14 protein-coding genes are annotated in these 16555 nt (G+C 70.8%); 4 read left to right on the top strand and 10 right to left on the bottom strand.

The window, feature by feature from the left end; translation table 11 throughout:
• The first annotated feature begins 30 nt into the window (after positions 1-30).
• Entirely contained in the window at positions 31-1023 is a 993-nt protein-coding gene (locus tag ABCS02_RS11315; protein WP_345835737.1) for an MBL fold metallo-hydrolase, read from the top strand.
• Between the two features lie 206 nt (positions 1024-1229).
• On the opposite strand, the gene ABCS02_RS11310 is transcribed toward ABCS02_RS11315, so the two are convergent.
• The 3 genes from ABCS02_RS11310 to paaZ all read right to left on the bottom strand — a co-directional run bounded on the left by ABCS02_RS11310 (position 1230) and on the right by paaZ (position 3673).
• The gene (locus ABCS02_RS11310) at positions 1230-1721 is read right to left on the bottom strand and encodes a hypothetical protein (RefSeq protein WP_345835736.1); all 492 of its coding nucleotides are present in this window, start codon (positions 1719-1721) and stop codon (positions 1230-1232) included.
• A gap of 87 nt (positions 1722-1808) precedes the next feature.
• The gene (locus ABCS02_RS11305) at positions 1809-2108 is read right to left on the bottom strand and encodes an EthD family reductase (RefSeq protein ID WP_345835735.1); all 300 of its coding nucleotides are present in this window, start codon (positions 2106-2108) and stop codon (positions 1809-1811) included.
• Positions 2108-3673 (bottom strand): phenylacetic acid degradation bifunctional protein PaaZ, encoded by a 1566-nt coding sequence (gene paaZ, locus ABCS02_RS11300; protein ID WP_345835734.1) that lies wholly within the window; start codon positions 3671-3673, stop codon positions 2108-2110. The genes ABCS02_RS11305 and paaZ overlap by 1 nt, the downstream gene beginning before the upstream one ends.
• A gap of 202 nt (positions 3674-3875) precedes the next feature.
• On the opposite strand from paaZ, the gene ABCS02_RS11295 reads away from it, so the two are divergent.
• Positions 3876-5357 (top strand): APC family permease, encoded by a 1482-nt coding sequence (locus ABCS02_RS11295; RefSeq protein ID WP_345835733.1) that lies wholly within the window; start codon positions 3876-3878, stop codon positions 5355-5357.
• A gap of 127 nt (positions 5358-5484) precedes the next feature.
• The gene (locus ABCS02_RS11290) at positions 5485-6858 is read left to right on the top strand and encodes a hypothetical protein (RefSeq protein WP_345835732.1); all 1374 of its coding nucleotides are present in this window, start codon (positions 5485-5487) and stop codon (positions 6856-6858) included.
• A 72-nt stretch (positions 6859-6930) separates the two neighbouring features.
• Here the strand turns inward: ABCS02_RS11290 and ABCS02_RS11285 are convergent, their stop codons facing one another.
• The 7 genes from ABCS02_RS11285 to ABCS02_RS11255 all read right to left on the bottom strand — a co-directional run bounded on the left by ABCS02_RS11285 (position 6931) and on the right by ABCS02_RS11255 (position 14756).
• Positions 6931-7653, bottom strand: coding sequence for an alpha/beta fold hydrolase (locus tag ABCS02_RS11285; protein WP_345835731.1), 723 nt, complete (start codon positions 7651-7653; stop codon positions 6931-6933).
• Between the two features lie 67 nt (positions 7654-7720).
• The gene (locus ABCS02_RS11280; protein ID WP_345835730.1) at positions 7721-9367 is read right to left on the bottom strand and encodes an ABC transporter substrate-binding protein; all 1647 of its coding nucleotides are present in this window, start codon (positions 9365-9367) and stop codon (positions 7721-7723) included.
• Positions 9368-9413: 46 nt separating this feature from the next.
• On the bottom strand, positions 9414-11258 hold the full coding sequence (locus tag ABCS02_RS11275) for an ABC transporter ATP-binding protein (protein ID WP_345835729.1): 1845 nt from the start codon (positions 11256-11258) through the stop codon (positions 9414-9416).
• Complete coding sequence (locus ABCS02_RS11270) at positions 11255-12127, bottom strand: ABC transporter permease (RefSeq protein WP_345835728.1); 873 nt, start codon at positions 12125-12127, stop codon at positions 11255-11257. The genes ABCS02_RS11275 and ABCS02_RS11270 overlap by 4 nt, the downstream gene beginning before the upstream one ends.
• Complete coding sequence (locus ABCS02_RS11265) at positions 12124-13074, bottom strand: ABC transporter permease (protein WP_345835727.1); 951 nt, start codon at positions 13072-13074, stop codon at positions 12124-12126. Before ABCS02_RS11265 ends, ABCS02_RS11270 begins: the two co-directional genes overlap by 4 nt.
• 426 nt (positions 13075-13500) lie before the next feature.
• A complete protein-coding gene (locus ABCS02_RS11260) occupies positions 13501-14391 on the bottom strand; it encodes an NAD-dependent epimerase/dehydratase family protein (RefSeq protein WP_345835726.1) in 891 nt (296 codons plus the stop codon).
• Complete coding sequence (locus ABCS02_RS11255) at positions 14388-14756, bottom strand: hypothetical protein (protein ID WP_345835725.1); 369 nt, start codon at positions 14754-14756, stop codon at positions 14388-14390. Before ABCS02_RS11255 ends, ABCS02_RS11260 begins: the two co-directional genes overlap by 4 nt.
• Positions 14757-15042: 286 nt before the next feature.
• On the opposite strand from ABCS02_RS11255, the gene ABCS02_RS11250 reads away from it, so the two are divergent.
• Positions 15043-16539 carry an aldehyde dehydrogenase gene (locus tag ABCS02_RS11250; RefSeq protein WP_345835724.1) on the top strand — a complete coding sequence of 499 codons (1497 nt, stop codon included), beginning with the start codon at positions 15043-15045 and terminating at the stop codon, positions 16537-16539.
• Positions 16540-16555: the final 16 nt, after the last annotated feature.

The following is a 16555-nucleotide window of genomic DNA, read 5'->3' as shown; positions in this document are numbered from 1 at the left end:
GTCAAGATGCTGAGGAGATACGGAGGCCATGTGATCGAGCCGCTCGACGAGTCCCAGTACCTCGCCCACCGCGCCGGCACGGTCCCCCAGCCCGTCGCGCTGCGTTCGTGGGTCCGTGCCGTGGGCGTGCCGTTCCGGCGGGGGATCCCGCACTCCTTCGCGTATCTGCTGCGCGACGAGGAGTCCGGCGTCCACGTCGTGGATCCCGGCCAGGACACCGCGGAGAACCGCGCGTACCTGTCCGCCGTGGTGGCCGAGAGCGGGACGGATCCGAGGGGGATCCGCTCGATCACTCTCACCCACTTCCACCGGGACCACTCGGGCCTCGCCGCATGGCTCGCGCGCGAGTCCGGCTGCCCGGTCCGTCTGCACTCGGCCGAGATCGCCGAGCTGCGCGCCGAGTCGAGGGGATCCCGCTACACGGACGGCCTCGACGCCCGCATGCGGCGGTGGGGGATGCCGATCTCCCGCGCGTCGCTGATCGAGATCACGGGCGAGACGCCGCCGGCGCTGACCGTGCCCGACGAGCTCGAGCCGGTGGCGGACGGCGAGCTCCTGCCGATCCCCGGGCGCCGGGTGCGCGTGCGGCACACGCCCGGGCACAGCCCCGGCCACGTCGTGCTGGTGCTGGAGGACGAGGGTCTCGTCCTGACCGGGGACACCCTGCTCCCGCACATCAACCCGCCGATCGGCCGCTCCCACGGCGGGGAGGGGAACGCGGTCGGCCGGTTCCTGGAGTCTCTCGAGCTGCTCGCGGCATACGACGCGGACGACGTCGGCCCCGGGCACGGTTACTGCTTCCGCCCGCTCGGCGAGCGCCGGCGCGACGTGGAGGCGCACGTCCGCGCGCGCCTCGCCGAGGTCCGGACGGCACTCGCCTCCGGCCGCGGCACGGATGCCTGGACCGTCGCGCCGCAGCTCACGTGGGGCCCGGGCTGGGCGAACCTCAGCGGCCGGAACCTGCAGTCAGCCCTCGACCAGACCGCCCTCTACGTCGAGCTCGCCCGCTCCGCCCCCGCGTGACCCCATCCGCCCCCGGCATGACCCCATCCGCCCCAGGCATCACCCCATCCGCCCCAGGCATCACCCCACCGCCCCGGCATGAGCGGAGGAGATGGAACCGGGGGAGGACCGATCCTGGCGTCCTGATCCTCCGCTCGTCCCATCTCCTCCCCTCGTCACGGGGGTGGGGTGGGGTGGGGGGGTGGGGGGGCTCGGAGTCGCCGCGGCTAGGCCTGGTTGGCGGTGTAGCGGACGGCGCCGGCGGGCCAGTCGCCGGCGAGCGCGACGCGAGTCCGCTCGGTCTGACCGGCCGCGGCCCGGTGGGGCGAGAGCAGCACGTCGGCGTTCGCGAGGTCGTGGATCACGAGACGGGAGAACCGGCCCCCGGGCAGCTCGACGAGACGGGCGCGGAGCCAGTCCTCGTGGTCGAGGAGCAGCTGCGAGTGCTCCTCGATGAACCACGCGTCGAACTCCTCGGTCGCCTCCGCGGGGACGGGGAACAGCGCGACGAACAGGGTCGCGCCGGGCTCGACCGGTCCCGAGTCGTAGAGGACCGTGCCGCGGGTGCGCCGCACGACCCCACCCTGCGGGACCGGGGTGGATCCCTCCACCACACGGAGGAAGCGCGAGTCCTCGTCGACCAGGCGATACGCCCCGGCCGAGGTCTCGGCGTCATAGACCAGGCACTCGAGGGTGATCTCCGAAGTCGTCGTCGTCATGTCTCGACGATAGAAAACCTCGGCCCCTTCGCCTGTCCAACGTCTTCCGCGCCGCCCGTCCCATTGGCCAACACGAGGTGACGCGGGCTACGGCGCGGCCTGCTCCACGTCGCCGGTGAAGAGGATCATCGGCACGCCCATGCCGCCGGCATCCGCCACGACCTCCGTCATCGCGGGCGACTCCTGCGCCGCGGCGACGGCGTCCGCGTCGTCGAAGTCCAGCTCGGCGACGAGATAGGGGCGGGCGTCGTCGCCCTCGTCTGGGCGCGACCACGAGAACCGCCGGAGGCCGGGCAGCGCCAGGACCAGCTGGATGTGCGTCGGGTAGTGCGCGTCGAAGCCCGCGGGATCGGACGGCTTCTCGTACAGCACGGTGATGCGTCGCATCAGCGGTTCCCTCCCTGGCTTCCGGCGATGGCGTCCAGCATGGCGGGGGAGCCCTGCACCGCGCTCCGCTGCATCTGGTGCAGGATGCTGCGGATGCCGCTGAGCTCCTCGCTCCCGCCGGCGCGGCCGGGGCCGCCGTGGACGAGCTCCGGCAGGGGCGTGCCGTGCCCGGTCGATGCCGCCGCCGCGTCGCGGTCGAGCACGAGGATCCGGCCGTGCCACGGCGCGATCGCGCGCACGACCTGGGCCGCCACGTCCGGATCGTGCGTGACGAGCGATCCGGCGAGGCTGCCGCCACCCCGGGCGACGAGACCCGCGGCCTCGTCGAGGTCTGCGAACGGGATGAGCGTCGTCACGGGCCCGAAGGGCTCGACCTCGTTCGGCTCGCGCGCCGCTCCGTCGGCCTGGAGCAGGATCGGGCCCATGAACGCGCCGCGCTCGGCGTCGCCGTCCACCACGTCCACCGCGGACGGGTCGCCGAACACGACGCGTCCCGACCGCTCGATCGTGCGCACGGCCTCGCGCACGAGATCGCGCTGTTCGAGGCTCACGAGGGCGCCCATCGTGACGTCGTCGCGACGCGGGTCGCCGACCGTGACCTCCGCGAAGCGTGCCGCCACCGCGTCGGCCACCTCGGCGGCGCGCTCCTCGGGCACGAAGATGCGCCGGATCGCCGTGCACTTCTGGCCCGACTTGACGGTCGTCTCGGTGAGGACGCCCTGCACGAACAGGTCGAACTCGGGGCTGCCGGCCTCGACGTCGGGGCCCAGGATCGTCGCGTTGAGCGAGTCGGCCTCGACGCCGAGCGTGACCCCGCGGTGGACGACCGCGGGGTCGGCGCGCAGCGTCGCCGCGGTGGACGCCGATCCGGTGAACGCGACGACGTCGTGGACGCCGAGCCGGTCGAGGAGGCCGGCGGCGCTGCCGCTGACGAGCTGCAGGACGCCGTCGGGCAGCACGCCCGCCTCGACGATGCGGCGGACGGCGCGCTCCGCGACGTACGCGCCCTGGCTCGCGGGCTTCAGGATGCTGGGCAGCCCCGCGAGCAGCGACGTGGAGAACTTCTCCAGGAAGCCCCACAGCGGAAAGTTGAAGGCGTTGATGTGCACGGCCACGCCCGGGCGCGAGGAGTACAGGTGCCGGCCGGAGAACGAGCCGTCCGCGCTCAGCGGCAGCACGGGGCCGTCGAGGTACAGCTGCGCGTCGGGCAGCTCGCTGCGGGCGATCGCGACGTAGGCGTTCGCCGTGTACGTGGCGCCGAAGATGTCGACCGCCGAGTGCGGCCGCGTCGTGCCGGTGTGGAAGGACAGCTCGTAGAGCTCGTCGAGGTTGCTCTCGACGACGCCGACCACCGCCTCGAGCAGGTCGGCCCGTTGGAGGAAGGTCAGGTCCCGGAGGGCGGGGCCCCCGACGGTGCGGGCGCGCTCGACCATCGCGGACAGGTCGAGACCGGCGGACGAGATCCGCGCGACCTCCTCGCCGGTGGCCGCGTCCCGGAGGGGCGCGCCCTCCTCGCCGGATCGAAACCATGAGCCGTTCGCGTAGCTCTCCAAGAGCGTCACCATGGCGCGTCTCCCGTCGTCAGACTGAGCTTGCCGACCGGCGGCAGCGGCTCGCATCGGCTAGGCGGCCTACCGGAGACCGCGACGTTCCGACGAGTGGCCATATCCGCGCGCCGACGTGACTCAAGATAGTGACGAGAAGCCTCGGTGGGGAAGGTCTCCTTGTCGACCGCGGCGAACGATCGGTTGCGATGGAGGAGCCCCGATGACAGACATGCCCGCGACGACGGACTCGTTGGAGCCTGTGCCCAGTTCGGCCTCGATCGGAGGTGAGCCGGAGCCGCATCAGGGCCTCAGCGGCAGGATGGGCACCGCGGGCCTCGTCTTCACGACTCTGGCGTACAACGCGCCGATCGCGATCGTCACGGGATATGTCACGGTCGTCGTGGCCGTCGGCAACGGGATCGGCGCGCCCTGGGCGTACATCATGGTCGCGGTCATCGCGCTCCTCTTCGCCGTCGGGTTCACGACGTTCGCGCGGCACCTGCCGCGGCCGGGCGGCTTCTACGCGATGATCACCGCGGGCCTCGGCAAGCGGCTCGGGCTCGGCGTCGGGTTCCTCGCGACCGCCCAGTACTTCGCGATCGTCGGCGGTGGCACGTCCTTCGTCGGCTTCGCCGTGGAGTCCCTCATCGTCGGATGGGGCGGTCCGGACATCCCGTGGTGGGTGTTCTCCCTCGCGATCCTGGCGATCATCGCGGTGCTCGGATACCTGCGGCTCGACATCTCCACCCGGGTCCTCACGGTGTTCCTCATCGTCGAGATCGTCGTGGTGGTCGTCTACGACCTCGTCGTCCTCGGCCAGGGCGGGGCCAACGGGCTGACCGTCGCGCCGTTCCTCCCGCAGAACGCGCTCTCGGGAAGCGTGGGTCTGGCGCTCCTGTTCGGGATGCTCTCGCTCAGCGGTTTCGAGGCGACCGTCATCTTCCGCGAGGACGTGCGCAACCCCAACCGCACGATCCCCCGCGCGACGTACCTGCAGATCCTCATCATCGGCGTGTTGTACACGATCTCGGCGTACGCCTTCATCGTCGCGGTGGGCACCGACGACGTCGTGGCCGCGGCCCAGGCCAACCCGCTGGGGTCGTTCCTCGACTCCGCCGAGCGCTACCTGGGCGTCATCGGACGGGACCTTTTCAATGTGCTCACGGTCACGAGCCTGTTCGCCGGCATCCTCGCGGGGTACAACACGATCGCCCGCTACCTCTACAACCTCGGATACGACCGCATCCTCCCGAAGTCGCTCGCCGTCGTGCACGAGAAGCAGGGCTCGCCGTACCGCGCCTCGGTGGCGACGGGCATCGTCATCCTCGCGATGGTGGTCCTGCTCGCGTTCTTCGGCGGTGCCGCCGCGTTCATCTACCCGCAGGTGACCGGCGCCGGCGGATACGCCCTCCTCGTCATGCTCATCCTCGTGACGATCGCGGCGATCGCGTACCTGGCGCGGACCCGTCCCCCGGGCGCGAACCTGTGGAAGCGCCTGTTCGCTCCGCTCCTCGCGCTCGTCGGCCTGGGCGTCTCCCTCGTGCTCGCGACGCTCAACATCGATCAGATGATCACGGCGGGTCCGGTGGTCGTGACGATCTGCCTCGTCGCCGTGTACGGCCTCATCGTGGTGGGCATCATCGTCGCGTCCATCTTCAAGCGGACGAAGCCCGACGTGTTCGCCCGGATCGGGCGGCAGTGAGGGTCTTGGCCAAGTAGCCGACTCGCGGGCGAGACGGTGGACAACCTCCAATTGTGAATTCGGCGCGCCCGATTCATGGTGAGAAGACTCAACAGACGTGACGCCCGGCTCCGGCCGTGGCGTGGACATGACAGAAGGGAAGGCAGCTTTGGGCGACGAACAGATCGACAACCTTGAAGCAGCGTTGGAGCAGGCGAAGTTTCTCGCCGATCAGCCCGAGTTCCTCGACCTGTACTCGAAGACGTACAGCCCGGGATACCAGGGATACGGCGAGACGAAGCCCGGCGACAAGGTGCTCATCGCGATCGGCTCGAGCGTGCACCTGGCCGCTCCGCTCGCCATCGCGAAGGTGCTGCGCGAGCGGGGTGCGAAGGTCGACATCGTGATCGCGGATGAGGGCGTGGACCGCCTCATCACGGAGACGGACGAGATCGAGGCGAACATCCGCCGCGAGCCCTGGAAGGGCCACGAGGACACGTACCGGCCGCGCCGCTACCTGGAGATCCCGTGGGTGCGCAAGCTCGTCGAGTGGCGCAATTACGACCTCCACATCCAGGGACGCGCGTTCCCCGGCTCGGCGGACTTCCGCTGGGAGGGCCACGCCTGGCAGATGCTCGAGCACTTCATCGACAAGTCGAACCGCTTCCCGCGCGAGCTGCACGACCTCATCAACAAGAAGGCGTGGGATCCGGTGTGGGCCCGCGGCAAGGGCGCGAAGGTCCGGATCACCGACAAGGAGGGCACGGACTTCTCGTACACCCTCCTCGAGGACTACTGGACGACCGTGGCCCCGACGACGTGGTTCGCGGAGGACCCGTGCATCGGTCACCTGATGTACCACCCGGGCCCCCCGATCAACCCGCTGCAGGACGCGTCGGGTGTCATCAAGGGCACGCTCACGCACTTCTCGAAGCCCTACCCGCAGCTGACCGCGACCCTCGAGAAGGGCAAGATCGTCAGCGTCGAAGGCGGAGGCGGCTACGGCGAGGGCTGGCGCGCACTGCTCGAGGAGACCGAGGACCTGCAGTACGACCAGTTCCCCGGCAAGGGCCTGTTCTGGCTCTGGGAGGTCGCCGTCGGTACGAACCCCTGGGTGCGTCGTCCGTCGAAGATCGACACGATCTCCACGGGTGGCACGGAGTGGGAGCGTTATCGCTCGGGCGTCATCCACCTCGGATTCGGCACGGCCGGTCCCTCGGAGGCGGAGAACAACGCGGGCAAGCTCGGCCACCCCTACGGCCACCTGCACGTCCACCTCATGTGGCCGACCGTGGAGATCACCGCCGCCGACGGCACCGTCGAGGTCCCGATCAAGGACGGCCGCCTGGCCGCCCTCGACGACCCCGAGGTGCGCGAGCTGGCCGCGAAGTTCGGCGACCCCGCCGAGCTCCTCGACAGCGAGTGGGAGCCGCAGATCCCGGGCATCAGCATCCCCGGCGACTACGCCGCGTACGCGCAGAACCCGGCCCCCTGGCACCTGGGAGACCACGCGCAGCGCTGACCCGCCGCACGAACGAAGAGAGCGGCCGCCCGTCGGGCGGCCGCTCTCTTCGTCTCTGCGGTGAGCGGTGGGTCAGGCGGACTCGCCGCGGGCCGCGACCTCGGTCGCGATCTCGTCCAGGCGCGCGACGAGCTGATCGGTCGCGGAGTAGAACAGCGAGTGGTCGCAGTCGAACTCGACGTAGTCGCGGACGCGCGGGAGCAGCGACCGCTGGAACGACGTCCCGAAGGCGTGGTCGTCGGTGGTCACGATGTAGCTCGTGGGCACGTGCTTCCACGCCGCCTTCGTCACGTGCTCCGTGAACGATGCGGCCGGCATCGGACGCATGCGCTCGCCGGCGCGGCGGGCCTGTTCGGGCGTGCAGCGGTGGAAGAAGCCCGCGACGGCCCGTTCCGGATCGAGCGTGAACATCCCGCCGGGCAGGTACACGTCGGCGGGCATCACCTCCGGCGTCACCGCGCGCTCGTCGTCAACGGTCTCGCCGATGTCGGGCACGGGGCCGGCGCAGATCACGAGGTGATCGGCGTCGTCGCCGCCCTGCGTGATCACGGGGCAGCCGTAGCTGTGCCCGACGGCGACGACCCGTTCGCCGCGGGCCTTCGCGGCGGCGATCTCCTGCTCGACGGCCTCGGCGTCGTCGAAGAACGAGGTGAGCGGCAGGTCGGGCGCGCTCACGAGCCAGCCGCGCTCCTCGAGCGGGCCGACGACCTCTTCCCAGCACCAGCCGCCGTGGCAGGAGCCGTGGACGAGGAGGATGCGGACGGGCGCGGTGCGGGGATCGGGCTCTGTGGTCATGGATCGACTCCTTGGATGCAAAAGAGAGGGGTCTCCCGTCTTCGCAGACGGGAGACCCCGGGGGACGTTACTGGGTGATCCAGGCGTCCTGGAAACGGAAGTTGTTCAGCGCCACCGACGATCCGGTGGCGGTGAGACCGCGCACGTTGGGCGCGACCGCGTCGACCTCGTTCGCGTTGCCGACGCCGATCACGCCGCCCTGGTCGAACTGCTGCTTCTGTACCGCCGCCCACATGCTGTTGGCCGTGGTCGGGTCGGTCGCAGACATCGCCTGCAGCATCGCCGGCGCGGAGTCGGGATGCGACGCGCCCCAGTGCGTCTCATCCGCGTACGCCGTCGGGGTGAAGAACGTCAGGTAGTACGCCGTGAGCGACGGGAACGCGAGCGTCTGGTCCTGGCCCATCGGCAGGCTCAGCCATCCGCCGGCGGTGGTGAAGTAGGTCGAAGGATCGACCTGCTTCACGTTCACGTCCAGTCCGACGGCGCGCGCCTGCTCGGCGAACAGCGTGGCCGCCTCGACGAAGCCGGCGATCGCGGGTGCGGTCGTGATCTCGAGCTTGGCGTTCTCGAGGCCCGCGTCCTTGATGAGCTGTCGCGCTTTGTCCGGGTCGTAGCTGCGTGTCGAGGAGCTGTCGTAGTACTGCGTGCCCAGCCCCAGCAGGTCGTTGCTCTCGGTCGCGAAACCGTTGAACACGTTCTGGATCATGGTCTGGCGGTCCACCAGCAGCTTCAGTGCCTCCACGAGCCGCGGGTCGTTGTATGGCGCCTGCTCGAGGTTCACGTAGATGTAGTGCGTGCCGCCCGAGGGGACGTTGAGGATCTTGACCGCCGGATTGTTCAGGTTCGCCGCGGCGAGCGAGAACGAGTAGTTCGGCGCGGCGTCGATCGAGCCGCTGAGCAGGGCGTTGGAGCGGGCGCCCTCGTCGGTGAACGACACAAGCGTCACCTTGTCGAGATACGGCTTGCCCGGCTGCCAGTAGTGGGGGTTGGCCACCAACTCGGTGCGGTCACCGGGGCTGAACGACGACACCTCGAACGGACCGGTGCCCATCGGGTGCGCGCTCAGGTCGTCGAACGACTCACCGTTCTTCGTGATGGAGGCGCCGCTCATCGTCAGCAGCGACGGGAACTCGGCCGTGCCCATCTTCATGGGGATGACGACGGTCAGCGGGTCGGTGGCGTGCACGTTGGGGATGTCGATCGTCGTCGTGGCGTACGCGTACATCGAGTCGCGCTGGTCCGACCAGACGTTCTGGATGGCCCACACGACGTCCGCAGCGGTGAACGGCGACCCGTCCTGCCAGAGGACGCCGCTGCGGAGAGTGATGGTCCACAGCGTGGCGTCGGCGTTCGAGGTGGCCGCCGTCGCGAGAGAAGGGGCGTAGGAGATCGAGAAGTCGGTGGTGCCGGGGTTGTCGATCTTCTGCTCGAACAGGCGGTCGTAGATCGACAGCACGCGAGCGTGGTCGCCGTAGGTGCTCGTGACACCGGGGTTCACCGACTCCGCCGGGCCACCGGAGATGACGCCGACCCGAAGCTCCCCGCCCTTGACCGGGGTGCCGTCGCCGCTGCTGGACAGGAACGGCGGCGGGGTCGGCCCCGTGGTGGTGCTGGAGCCGGCGCTGCAGCCGGCGAGGAGCGCCAGGGCGATTGCCGCCGTAGCGGCGGTCGCCAAGCGCAACGCGCGTCGTCGCGCGGAGGTGCGTGTGGTCATGTCCTCGGACCTTTCATGTGTGCGGATGGGTGGGACACCGGGATGGTCAGGCCGACTCGCGTTCGGCGCTGGCAAGGGTCTGGTTCTTCTGGTCGCTGTCGGCCCACTGCTGCATCGTCGCCTCGATCGACGGCGCCGCCTCCAGCAGGCTCTGCGTGTACGGATGCTGCGGGCGCTCCAGCACCTGTGCCGTGGTGCCGTCCTCCACGACGTGACCGCCGCGCAGCACCATGACCTCGTCGGCGACCGCGGCGACCACGCCGAGGTCGTGCGTGATGAACAGCAGACTGAGGCCGAGGTCGCGGCGCAGGTCGCCGAGCAGCTGCAGGACCGCGGCCTGCACCGACACGTCCAGCGCCGAGGTGACCTCGTCGCACAGGAGCAGCTCCGGGCCCGCGGCGAGACCGCGGGCGATCGCGACGCGCTGACGCTCGCCGCCGGACAGCTCCAGCGGGTAGCGCCCTGCCAGCCGCTGCGGCAGCCGCACGAGGTCCAGGAGGCGCGACACCTCCTGCTTCACCTGCGCGCCGTGCATCCCGCGCAGGAGTCGGAGCGTGCGGCCGATCGACTGCGTCACCGTGTGCCGGGGATTCAGCGCCTCGGCCGGGTTCTGGAACACCATCTGCACGCTGCGCCGCTGCGCGATCGGGCGATGCCGGGCCATGGCGCGCATCGCCGTGCCGTCCAGCAGCACCTCCCCGGTCGCGTCCGTGTGCAGGCCAGCGATCGTGCGGGCGATCGTCGTCTTACCGCTGCCGGACTCGCCGACGAGGGCCACGGACGCGCCGCGCTCGATCCGGAACGTGATGTCGCGGGCCACCGTGATGCGCTCGCCCGCGGAGCGGTGGAACGCCGACAGCTGGCGCACGTCGAGCACGGGGACCGTGTCCGCCGTGACCTCGACGACGCGGTCGGTGAGTCGCAGCGGGACGTGCTCGATCCGCGGCGTCCGCTCCCACTCGAAGCAGCGCGCCTCCTCGCCGACCGGCAGGAGCTCGAGGAGAGGCTTCTCGGCCTCGCACCGGTCGACGCGCTGCGGGCAGCGCGGCGCGAAGCGGCATCCGGTCGGGCGCTCGCCGACGCTCACCGAGACGCCCGGCAGCGGCTGGAGCTTGTGGGGGCTCACGTGGTCCGGGATCGAGGCGAGCAGGCCGCGCGTGTAGGGATGGCGGGGCCGCGACAGCACCCGGTGCGCGGGGCCGTCCTCCACGAGCTCGCCGGCATACATGACGGCGAGGCGGTCGGCGACCTCCGCGGCGACGCCGAGGTCGTGCGTGACGTAGATCATCGCGACCCCCTGCTCGTCGCGGACGCGGCGCAGCTCGGCGAGGATCTTCGCCTGGGTCACGACGTCGAGGCCGGTCGTCGGCTCGTCGAGCACGATCACCGACGGCTCGCACGCGAGCGCGGCGGCGATCGACACGCGCTGTAGCTGTCCGCCGGAGAGCTGGTGCGGGTACCGGCGCTCGAAGGTCTCCGTGGCGGGCAGCCCGACGGCCTGGAGCAGCCGCGTGACGAGGCCGTCGGTGCTCCGGCCGTGCGCACGGGCGACGTCGCGCAGCGAGTCGCCGATCCGCAGGGCGGGGTTCAGCGCGCGCTTGGGGTCCTGCGGGACGTACGAGATGAGCGAGCCGCGGCTCTTGCGCATCGAATCGTCCATGCGCATCGCCCGGCCGGCGATCTCGAGGGTGCCCTCCGCGATCGTGAGGCCGTCTCCGCAGTGGCCGAGGAGCGACAGCGCGACGGTGGTCTTGCCCGAGCCGGACTCGCCGGCCAGAACCATGACCTCCCCGGCGTGCAGCCGGAGATCCACTCCGTCGACGATCGCGGCGCCCTCGCGGTCACGGACGACCAGACCTCGAAGGTCGACGACGGGACGCTGCGTGTTCAAATTCTCGACCTTCCCAGGCTGCGGACGTAGGCATCGCTGAGGAGGTTCACCGAGACGGTGAGCAGCGCCAGCAGGATGGCGGGCACCAGGACGGCCCAGGGGTTCGAGCCGATGTAGTCGCGGTTCTCCGCGACGAGAAGGCCCCAGTTCGACGCCGGCGGCTGCGTGCCGAGGCCGAGGAAGTTCACGCTGGCCGACAGGATCACGGCGCTGGAGAACCGGACACCGAGGTCGGCGAGGACGACGTGCGAGATGTTCGGGAACACCTCGCGGGCCGCCACCCAGGTCCAGCGCTCGCCTCGGGTCCAGGCTGCCTCGATGTAGCTGCGGGTCGCGACTTCCATGGTCGCTGTTCGCACGATCCGCGAGACGCCCGGGAAGAGGACGAGCACCATTCCGAGCACGAGCACCCAGGTCTGGCTCCCGAGGCCGCTGATGAGCACGAGGATCAGCAGCAGCGCGGGGAACGAGATGATGATGTCGATCACGCGCATCGTGGTCGCCCCGACGAAGGGGTGCAGCAGGCCCGAGGCCATGCCGACGAAGACGCCGATGAGGTACGTGAGGACGATCGTGACCGTCACGACCCAGATCACGGACCAGCCGCCGTAGAGCACCCGGCTGAGCACGTCGCGACCCAGGAAGTCGGTTCCCAGCGGGTGGCCCGCGGTGGGGGCGCCGCCGGGGATGCCGACCGGGCGATCGAGCGGGTACGGCGCCAGGAGCGGGCCGAAGATCGCGATCGCCAGGATCACGAGCAGGATCACGCCACCGACGATGCCCTCGCCGGAGCGGAACATCCGCGGCACCGCCCTGCGGCGCGGCCGCGCGGTCGGGGTGGTGGTCGTGGGAGTGATGAGGGCCGTCATCGTGCCGCCGTCCTCAGGGTCGGGACCATCAGCATGACGAGCAGATCGGCCAGGATGTTGATGGCGATGTAGCTGGCCGCGAGGATCAGCGCGATCCCCTGCACCAGTGCGACGTCGCGCAGGGAGATCGCCTTCACGAGCGCCTGCCCGATGCCGGGGTAGGCGAACAGCGCCTCGACCACGATGATGCCGCCGAGCAGGTACTGGATCGACTGGGCGATCGCCTGCAGGCTCGGCGCCATCGCGTTGCGCAGCGCGTAGCGGCGCACGACGCGCGGCTCGCCGATGCCGGACAGCCGCGCCATCGTGACGTAGTCCTGCCGCAGCGACTCGATGACCCCCGCGCGGATCTGGCGGGCGACGAACGCGACGAGCACTCCGAGCAGCGTCAGGATGGGCAGCACCAGCGACACCGGCTGCGCGAGCGGATTGCCGTTGGCTCCGAGCATCGCCAACGGCGGCAGAACGTGCAGCCAAGCGAAGAAGATCGCGATCAGGAACGTGCCGAGCACGAACTCCGGCAAGGAGCCGAGCACCAGCATCGTCTGCGATGCGATGCGGTCGCCGATGCGTCCGGCGCGCAGGCCCATCCACGTCCCGAGCACGAGGCACAGGGGGATGAGGATCAGCATCGTGAGACCGGCGAGGATCGCGCTGTTGCGCAGCAGGTCGCCGATCTGGTCCGACACGTACACCGTGTTGTTCTGGGCGAGTGCCGCGGTGGACACCCCGAGATCGCCGTGGAGCGCGGAGGTGAGCCAGTTCCACCACGCGACCGGCAGCGGTATGTCCAGGCCCAACCGGCTGCGGAGCTCGGCGACCAGCTCGGGCGTGGCGTTGCGGCCGAGGATGATCTGGGCCGCGTCGCCCGGAAGAGCCCGCGTGGCGGCGTAGATGACGAACGACACCACCAGCAGCGTCACCAGGCCCGCGGCGATGCGGGTCACCAGGAAACGGAGGATGGGATGCGAGCGCCATCCGCGGAGTCTCGACGTCGGCGGGCGCTCGACGAGGAAGGCATCCTCGACGGGCGGGACTCCCGGAGGAGAGATCTGGGCGACCACTGCGACCTTTCGTGTCTTCTTACGCCTTGTTTCGCCACTCCGGGTACCCGGCTGAAACACGCGCGTTACACTGGACAATTCGGCAGCGCAGGGTATGCGCTGCCTTGCCCCGAAACGTATCCACGGCCGCTGTCACCCCGGTATGGTCGATTGGCCAACGAGTCCTTCGAAGGCTGGACACCTGTCTCACTGAGCGGACCGGGGGTGCCGTCTGCCCGCCGTCCGTCTGGAGACCGGGGCGCCGGCGCGGGTGCGGCCGAAGATAACGAAACGGTGTCGCGCCCCCGACGCTGGGGGCGCGACGCGGCATCACGCGGGGTACGCCTCGGCGTCGGCGACATCGTCGAGCAGCGCGGGATGCGTGGGCTCCCACCCGGTGAGCTCGCGGGTGAGCGCGCTCGAGGTCGGATTGTGCAGGCTCGCGAACCGTGCGAGGACGCCGAAGTGCTCGGCGGCGGCCTCGGGGCTGAGGCTGATGGTGGGCACGTCCAGGCGTGCGGCGATGGCCGCGGCGATGCGGCCGAAGGCGATGCCCTCCTCGGCGACGGCGTGCAGCACGGCGGGGGCGTGCGGGGTTTCGACCGCGGCCCGGTACACGCGGATCGCATCCGCCCGGTGCACGGCGGGCCACAGGGACTCGCCGTCGCCCACGTAGGCCGAGCGGCCGGAAGCGGCGGCGAGGGCGATCAGGCGCGTCACGAATCCGCGCTCGTCGCCGGGGCCGTGGACGGACGGCGGCAGCCGCACGAGCGTCGCGGCGACGCCGGCGTCCCGCGCGGCGGCGGTCTCGTCCTCGCTGCCGCGCCTCGGCGCCCCGGGATCAGCCGCGTCGGACTCGATCCCGGTGCGGCCGGCCGGCAGCGACGCGGTCGCTCCCGTGGTGGCCAGCCGTCCACCCTCCGGCAGCGCCCCGGCGAGCAGCCGGATCGTGCGCCGGTCGATCGCGACGGCCTCGGCGTAGTCGGGGAGGTCGTGGCGGAACGCCAGGTGCAGGACGGCGTCGGATGCCGCGGCGTGGGCGCGCAGCAGGTCGAGGTCGTCCAGGCCGCCTCGGGCGACGGTCGCACCGGCCGCACGGGCAGCGGCGGCATCGGCATCGGTGTGGGCGAGGCCGGTCACCTCCCAGCCGTGCGCGGCGAGGTCGGCCACCAGTGCGGTGCCGACGTAGCCGCCCGCGCCCGTGACGAAGGCGCGCCTCACTCGGAGGCCTCGGTGGCGGCGTGCGCCACGTAGGTGCCCACTCCCGGCATCCGCGCGAACACACCCGCGTCGACGGGCAGCCCGCGCGCCCGCAGGTGCTCGCTGATCGTGGCGAGGAGCGCCTCGGCGAGCGCGTGCAGCTGCTCCTTCGTCCGCCGGCCCTCGGGGTCCGGCGAGCAGTCGAACACGAGCGCGACGTCGCGCTGGTTCAGCGTCAGCTCCGACGGCGGGCGCACCTCCACCGCCACATCCGTGTCCCGCAGGCCGAGCTGGGCGGCGGCGGTGTGGGCCAGCGGCGCGAGGGCGTCGCGCAGGTCCTCGGCGGAGAGGACGGCGGGGGCGTAGCTGATGTGCAACAGGGGCATCTGAGGGCTCCTCCGGCGGGGGATCGACGCGATTGCGTCGGCTCGACGCTAGCCCGAGGCGGGGGGCGGGTCGTCGTCCAGAAGGCCAGTCATGACGGGCGATCCCGGGCCGTGTGGCGCGGCCCGACGTGCTCCGAGTCGGCCCATCTGGCGCAGGCGGGCCATCCATCTTCGGACATGCGTCCATACGGCCCGGAGAGGGTCGCCCAGTAGCTTGCCAGTACGCGCGGTCCATCCGCGCGCTCTGCTCCGCGCGATCCGGATGCGCGACGACGAAAGGGAGACGTTGAGCACTACGACTCTGCCGACTTACGACATCTTCATCGACGGAGAGTTCGTCTCGCCCGCCGAGGACCGCTACCTCGACAGCATCAACCCGGCCACCGGCAAAGCCTGGTACCAGGTCGCCTCGGCCGGCGCCGCCGACGTGGACCGCGCTGTCCGCGCCGCCCGCGCCGCGCTGGTCTCGCCGGCGTGGGCAGGTCTGACCCCCTCCGCGCGCGGCCGCCTGCTCCGCCGCGTCGCCGACGGGCTCGCCGCCCGCGCCGAGGATCTCGCGATGCTCGAGACCAACGACAACGGCAAGCTCATCCGCGACACCCGCGCGCTGTACGGCAACCTGCCGATCATCTGGGAGTACTTCGCCGGCTGGGCCGACAAGGTCGGCGGCGAGGTCGTCCCGACCGTGGGCACGAACCTCACCTACCTCCGTCGCGAGCCCATCGGCGTCGTCGCCGCGATCGTGCCGTGGAACGCCCCCATCAACCTCGCGAGCCACAAGATCGCCGCCGCGCTCGCGATGGGCAACACCGTCGTCGTGAAGCCCTCGGAGATCACCTCCGCCGGCATCCTCGAGATGATGAAGATCCTCGACGAGGCCGGCGTCCCCCGTGGCGTCGTCAACGTCGTGACCGGCACCGGCGCCGACGTGGGCCAGGCGCTCGTCGCCCACCCGGGTGTCGACCTCATCGCCTTCACGGGCGGCACCTCGACCGGCACCGCGATCGCCAAGAAAGCGGCCGAGCGCCACGTGCCGGTGCTGCTGGAGCTCGGCGGCAAGTCGCCGAACATCGTCTTCGACGACGCCAACACCTCCAACGCCGCCAACGGCATCATCTCGGGCATCTTCGCCGCGGGCGGCCAGGCGTGCACCGCGGGCTCGCGCGTGTACCTGCACAACGCCGTCTACGACGAGGTGCTCGACAAGGTCAAGGAGCGGATGTCCGGCATCCGCCTCGGCGACCCGCTCGCCGCGGAGACCGAGATCGGCCCGGTGGCCTACGAGGCGCACATGAACCGCATCCTCGACTACATCCGGATCGGTCAGGAGGAGGGCGCTGACCTCACCTTCGGCGGCAACCGCGTGTCGGAGGGCGACCTCGCCTCCGGCTTCTACGTCGCCCCGACGATCTTCGAGAACGTCACGAGCGAGATGCGGATCACGCGCGAGGAGATCTTCGGCCCGGTGCTGTCGGTCATCCGCTTCGACACCGAGGAGGAGGTCGTCCGCCAGGCGAACGACTCGGCGTTCGGCCTCGTCGCGGGCGTGTGGACGCAGAACGTGAACCGCGCCCACCGCATCGCCCACCAGCTCGACGCGGGCACCGTCTGGGTGAACACGTACCGTGCGCTCAGCCCGCTGGCGCCGTTCGGCGGCTTCAAGTCGAGCGGTCACGGCAAGGAGGGCGGCGAGTACGGCGTGCTCGAGATGACCCGCCTCAAGACCGTGTGGGTGAACCTGTCGGAGGCGCCGACCGCCGACCCGTTCGTCATCCAGAAGTAACGCGAAGACGAAGGAG

This window comes from Microbacterium sp. X-17, assembly GCF_039615055.1.
The sequence above is the reverse complement of the archived record's forward strand: the minus strand, read 5'-3'. Positions and strand labels throughout refer to the sequence as shown.